Origin of the sequence: Phytoactinopolyspora endophytica (genome assembly GCF_004138495.1) — a bacterium.
GTDB classification, from domain to species: domain Bacteria; phylum Actinomycetota; class Actinomycetes; order Jiangellales; family Jiangellaceae; genus Phytoactinopolyspora; species Phytoactinopolyspora endophytica.
This window is the reverse complement of the sequence record NZ_ML142864.1, coordinates 55,182-55,680: the sequence shown is the minus strand read 5'-3', so window position 1 is coordinate 55,680 and position 499 is coordinate 55,182. Positions and strand designations below refer to the sequence as shown.

General features: G+C 71.5%; 1 pseudogene. It reads left to right on the top strand.

Annotation, left to right across the window (positions count from 1 at the left end):
• Positions 1-499, top strand: a pseudogene (locus ELR45_RS35800) (hypothetical protein); the annotation flags it as partial.

Here is a 499-nt window from a genome sequence, read left to right as displayed (position 1 = left end):
GCCGTGCCTGACGGCGATCAACGCGGCCCGACGTCGCAGATGTGGCCCGCGGCCGAGCCCACTTCCCCGGCCGGCTCGCACGCCGGTGTCAGACCCGCCGAGCTGCCGGCGTCGGTGCTGAACGTCGCACACGCGCCGACCCCCACCGACGACCGAGTCGATCTGCCGGCGCTGGTCATCGCGGACTTCCCACTCGACTCCACCCGCCGGCGGGTGGCTCCGGGCCGATTCACCGATCATCTCGTGCAACAGGTGGGTACCGCGTACGCACGCCTGGTCGCGTCGTTCGCCACGCCGGAGGCGCTCACGTTGGTGCCCGGCCCGCTCGGGGCGGGCGAGCTGGACGCCGCCCTGCACCAGGCCATCGCCGACGCGTTAATGCGCACTGCCTTCGTTCCCGCCGCCGAAACAACCGTCGACGAGGAGCCCGGTTCCGACGGTGTCGGCATCAGCCGTGAACCGCACCTGTTGCGCCCCGATGAGGTCGTGCTTGTCGAAG